This window comes from Halobacillus sp. BBL2006 (genome assembly GCF_000786645.1).
Lineage (GTDB): Bacteria > Bacillota > Bacilli > Bacillales > Halobacillaceae > Halobacillus.
This window is the reverse complement of sequence record NZ_JRNX01000353.1, coordinates 1-4,989: the sequence shown is the minus strand read 5'-3', so window position 1 is coordinate 4,989 and position 4,989 is coordinate 1. Positions and strand designations below refer to the sequence as shown.

Here is a 4,989-nt window from a genome sequence, read left to right as displayed (position 1 = left end):
CTTTTTTGATTTTTTGTAAGCGTTTACTGAGATTGTGGAGGAAATAAAATGAAAAAGTAGAATACATAGATTGTGTGATTAAATTTCAGAAAATTAAATATGGGAGGGCGCCTATGAAAGCTCCATACATAAAGGAAGAACACGACATATTGCGCAAATCTCTGAGGAAATTTCTTGATCAGGAGGCCTATCCTTATTTTAGTAAATGGGAAAAAGAGGGCGGGATTCCTCGTTCATTTTGGCAAAAGCTTGGCAGAAATGGTTATTTGTGTCCTTGGCTGGAGGAAGAGTATGGAGGTTTTGAAGCCGACTTTGGTTACTCCGTTGTTATTAATGAAGAGCTGGAGAAAGTAGGAACAGGGCTCATCGGCATTGGTCTTCATAATGATATTGTCGTCCCGTATTTGCACACTTATGGAACGACGGAGCAAAAGAAAAAATGGCTGCCCAAATGCATTACAGGAGAAAAAATTACTGCCATTGCCATGACCGAACCCGGAGCTGGTTCTGACCTTGCCTCCATTCGTACAACTGCGGTCAAGGACGGTGATCACTATGTATTGAATGGGGAAAAAACGTTCATTACAAATGGAATCCAAGCTGATCTGATTGTTGTCGTTTGCAAAACAAATTCTAAAGCTACACCAGCCCATAAGGGGATCAGCCTCCTAGTCGTTGAAAAAGACACACCAGGATTCACGAGGGGGAAGAAGCTGGATAAAATCGGTCTTCACAGCCAGGACACGTCTGAGTTGATTTTTGAAGATGCGAAAGTACCTGCTGAGAATCTTTTAGGAGAGGAAGGTCAGGGATTTTATTATTTAATGAATCAACTTCAGCAGGAAAGACTGATTGTTGGAATTGGAGCTATCGCAGCAAGTGAACGAATGATAGATTTAACGGTTCAATACGTAAAAGAACGGAAGGCTTTCGGCCAATCCATTTCATCTTTCCAAAATACGCAGTTTACCTTGGCTGAGCTGCAGACGGAGGTAGAAATTGGGCGTACGTTTCTCGATCGGACGATTGAAGCCCACATGAACGGGGAGGACGTCGTCAAAGAAGTGTCCATGGTCAAATGGTGGACGACAGACTTAGTGAAAAAAGTAGCTATGAACTGTCTGCATCTGCATGGCGGCTATGGGTATATGGAAGAGTATGAAATTGCCAGACGGTTCCGTGATGCGCCTGTCACAGCCATTTACGCGGGCTCTAATGAAATTATGAAATCGATCATTGCTAAGAAAATGGGAGTAGTATAGGAGGAATTTGACATGAAAGAAGTGGTCATTGTAGAAGCGGTGAGGACGCCGGTGGGGAAAAGAAATGGTCTGCTTAGTCGTATGAGACCGGATGAATTACTTAGCCTCGTTCTCAAAGAATTGATTTCAAGATCCTCTATAGACGCAAATGAAGTGGAAGACGTCATCGCCGGGTGTGTGACGCAGGTCGGGGAGCAGGCCAATGATGTAGCGAGAATGGCAGCGCTCATAGCTGGTTTTCCAATAGAGGTTCCAGGGGTAACAATCGATCGTCAGTGCGGCTCAAGTCAGCAAGCGATCCATTTTGCATCACAAGCCATAGCGTGTGGCGATATGGATGTAGTTATTGCCGGTGGAGTTGAAAGTATGTCAAGAGTACCGATGTTTTCTAATATGAAAGGAACTTCTTATAGTGAGCGATTGAGTGAACAGTATGAAATGATTAACCAAGGTTTATCTGCGGAGCGTATTGCGGAGAAATGGGAGTTAACAAAACATGACTTGGATGACTACGCTGTGAAAAGCCATGAACGGGCATTGGTGGCCATCAAAGAAGGCCGTTTTGAAAAAGAGACAATGCCGATTCATGTGACAGATGAAAATGGTGATCCCGTTACGATGCGTTTAGATGAAGGACCAAGACCAGGGACCACCCTAGAGGTGCTTTCACAACTTAAGCCGGCTTTTCAAAAAGACGGACTGATCACTGCGGGGAACGCGAGTCAAATGAGTGATGGAGCTTCAGCTGTTTTATTAATGTCACGAGAAAAAGCGGAATCGCTTGGTTTACAGCCAAGGTTTCGAATCGTTGCGCGATCTGTGGTAGGTTCGGACCCAACTTTAATGTTAACGGGGCCGGTAGCAGCCACTTATAAATCTCTCCAAAAAGCCGGACTTGGCATGGGGGAGATTGACTTGTTTGAAGTGAATGAAGCCTTCGCTCCTGTTCCTTTATTTTGGATGAAAGAAACTGGGGTGGACCATTCTAAATTGAATGTCAATGGCGGAGCAATTGCTCTTGGGCATCCACTGGGTGCAACAGGTGCTAAGTTGATGATAACGCTAATGCATGAGTTAGAAAGAACCGGTAAGCGATATGGCTTGCAAGCCGTTTGTGAAGGACTTGGTATGGCTAATGCGACAGTTATTGAACGATTGGAGGCGAATTAATGAATTTAGAGGAAGTGATAGGGATTGTCTCTGGAGGGGCATCCGGGTTGGGAGAAGCGACTGTTCGAAAGATCGTTCGAAATAGTGGGAAAGCGGTTATAGCGGATCGCGATACAGAGAGAGGAGAGAAGCTTGCTAAAGAGTTGGGGAGTTCGGTTCTATTTTTAGAGGTGGATGTAACATCAGAAGACGATATTACCAAAATGCTGGACAAAGCCATCGAGCATTTTGGAAAAATAAACACGGTCATCAGCTGTGCAGGGATTGTCGTAGGTGAGAAGGTAGTGGGGCGCGATGGTCCACATAGACTAAACTCTTTTTCGAAAGTAGTCGAGGTGAACTTAATTGGAACCTTTAATATGAATCGCCTGGCTACAGAACGAATGCAGCATAATCATCCGAATGATGAAGGTGAACGCGGAATTTTTGTAAATACAGCTTCCATTGCTGCGTTTGATGGGCAAATTGGACAAGCGGCATATAGCGCCTCTAAAGGCGGTGTCGTAGGAATGACCCTTCCTATATCTAGGGAACTGGCCCGATATGGTATCCGAGTAATGACGATTGCTCCAGGGCTTTTTGAGACGCCGATGTTCAGTCAACTCCCAGAAGAGGCAAGGGAAACGTTAGGTAAAATGACACCATTTCCAAAAAGGCTTGGTCATCCCTATGAATTTGGAAAGCTTGTGTTGAGCATTATTGAAAATCCAATGCTGAACGGGGAGGTGATCCGCTTAGACGGAGCGATTCGGATGCAGGCGAAGTGATTTTGTTGGATGAGGTTCTTTTTCTATGTGACCAAAATCATAAAAAGGAGTCGATATAGGTGGGACCAACATTAAAAAGTATGTTTGAGCAGACGGTAATGAAATATGCCGATAAAGAGGGATTAGTAGATCTGCGATTAGGTACCCGATGGACTTACGGGCAGTGGGATGCAGAAGTGAACAAAGCTGCGAATGCTTTGAAAGCGTCAGGGGTTGAAAAAGGAGATCGCGTATCCACAATACTTTATAACACCGCTGAATTTGCTACGACGCTTTTTGCTTGCATGAAAATCGGTGCAATCTTCAATCCGATTAACTTCAGACTTATGGCGAAAGAGCTCGAATTCATTCTTCAGGATGCTGATCCAAAGGTTGTTGTATTTGAAAAAGCAACTGCTTCTCAAGTTCAGTTAATCGTCGACAAATTACCTGACGTAGAATTTTGGTCCATTGATGAACATAATCTCTCCTATGCCATGAACTACTATGACAAAGTGAGTGATAAAGATACGAAAAGCCCTACATGCGAACTGGATGAAAATGATCCATATGCAATTATGTACACCTCAGGTACGACTGGGCTGCCAAAAGGCGTTGTTCATACCCATCGCAATATGGTCGATCAGGCGCTGCTCATGACTGCCTGTTTACATTTGAGTGAGAAGGATCGTGGGTTGACCGTAGCGCCAATTTTTCACTGTGCCGAGCTTCATTGTGCCTTCTTTCCCCGAGTGATGATGGGGGCGACAAATGTTCTTATGCATCACTTCGATGCACCTTCAGTCATTGAGACAGTTAAGCAGGAACAAATTACTTCATTCTTCGCAGCTCCGACGATGTGGAACATGATGATTCAAGAGGAATTTTCCAAAGAGGATTTCGAAACCCTGCAAAGAGGTCTTTATGGTGGAGCACCGATGGCTCCTGCCCTCACGACAAGGCTGCATGATGCGCTTGGTGTACAGCTTGTCCAAGCGTATGGGATGACTGAAATGGGCCCTGCAATAACCGCATTAATGGAAGATGAACAAATTTCAAAAGCCGGATCTGCCGGGAGGGCGCTTTTGAACCATGAGGTAAGAGTCGTTCGAACGAATGAGCAAGGACCTGCGGAGCCCGAGGTAATATGTAAGCCAGGGGAGCTCGGTGAAATTATTGTCCGGGGACCCAGCATGATGCAAGGCTATTACAATCGTCCAGAAGCGACGGAAGAAGCGCTATATAAAGGGTGGTACCATAGCGGTGATATCGGATCATTTGATGAAGATGGGTACTTATGGGTCAGTGATCGAGTGAAGGACATGATCATTTCAGGAGGAGAGAACATTTACTCAAGGGAAGTAGAGGATGTTCTTTTTGACCACCCAGGAGTGCTTGATGCAGCTGTGATCGGCGAACCAGATGAGATGTGGGGAGAGCGGGTGGTTGCCTTCATTGTTAAAAAGAACACCAAATTGAGTGAACAAATTCTCGACGAATTCTGCACATCCGGAAATCGGCTTGCCCGCTATAAGCGACCTAGGCGATATGAATTTGTAGAAGAACTGCCGCGTAACGCGAGTGGGAAGCTTCAAAAATTTAAGCTTAGGGAACGGACGAAGGCGTTATCAGAATAAATGTAAACCTACAGCTCCTTTAAGGGTCTGTAGGTTTTTTTATGGGGGAATGGAAAAGTACTTTTCAAAAGAAGATTCTAATAAATTTTGCTTGATAATTTCTTATTTCGGTAAATCTTCCGACTGTTGAAGACTCAGTTTCGAGACTTTTATGTGCGAGGATGATGGCGGGGA

At 44.7% G+C, this 4,989-nt stretch carries 4 protein-coding genes; all 4 read left to right on the top strand.

Annotated features, from left to right (window positions below; all coding sequences use genetic code 11):
• Positions 1 to 113 precede the first annotated feature (113 nt).
• Genes LD39_RS11090 through LD39_RS11075 form a run of 4 tightly spaced genes read left to right on the top strand, consistent with a single transcriptional unit; the run spans position 114 to position 4,815 of the window.
• Positions 114 to 1,262, top strand: a complete 1,149-nt coding sequence (locus tag LD39_RS11090; protein ID WP_035546300.1) for an acyl-CoA dehydrogenase family protein — start codon at positions 114 to 116, stop codon at positions 1,260 to 1,262.
• 12 nt (positions 1,263 to 1,274) lie between these two features.
• Entirely contained in the window at positions 1,275 to 2,432 is a 1,158-nt protein-coding gene (locus tag LD39_RS11085) for a thiolase family protein (protein ID WP_035546298.1), read from the top strand.
• Positions 2,432 to 3,199, top strand: a complete 768-nt coding sequence (locus LD39_RS11080; protein WP_035546296.1) for a 3-hydroxyacyl-CoA dehydrogenase — start codon at positions 2,432 to 2,434, stop codon at positions 3,197 to 3,199. The genes LD39_RS11085 and LD39_RS11080 overlap by 1 nt, the downstream gene beginning before the upstream one ends.
• A 59-nt stretch (positions 3,200 to 3,258) precedes the next feature.
• Complete coding sequence (locus LD39_RS11075) at positions 3,259 to 4,815, top strand: fatty acid--CoA ligase (RefSeq protein ID WP_156112623.1); 1,557 nt, start codon at positions 3,259 to 3,261, stop codon at positions 4,813 to 4,815.
• Positions 4,816 to 4,989: the final 174 nt, after the last annotated feature.

Bases quoted from the DNA above. Each gene is read 5' to 3' on its own strand.
- LD39_RS11090 (WP_035546300.1), top strand. From the start codon at position 114: ATGAAAGCTCCATACATAAAGGAAGAACACGACATATTGCGCAAATCT.
- LD39_RS11085 (WP_035546298.1), top strand. From the start codon at position 1,275: ATGAAAGAAGTGGTCATTGTAGAAGCGGTGAGGACGCCGGTGGGGAAA.
- LD39_RS11080 (WP_035546296.1), top strand. From the start codon at position 2,432: ATGAATTTAGAGGAAGTGATAGGGATTGTCTCTGGAGGGGCATCCGGG.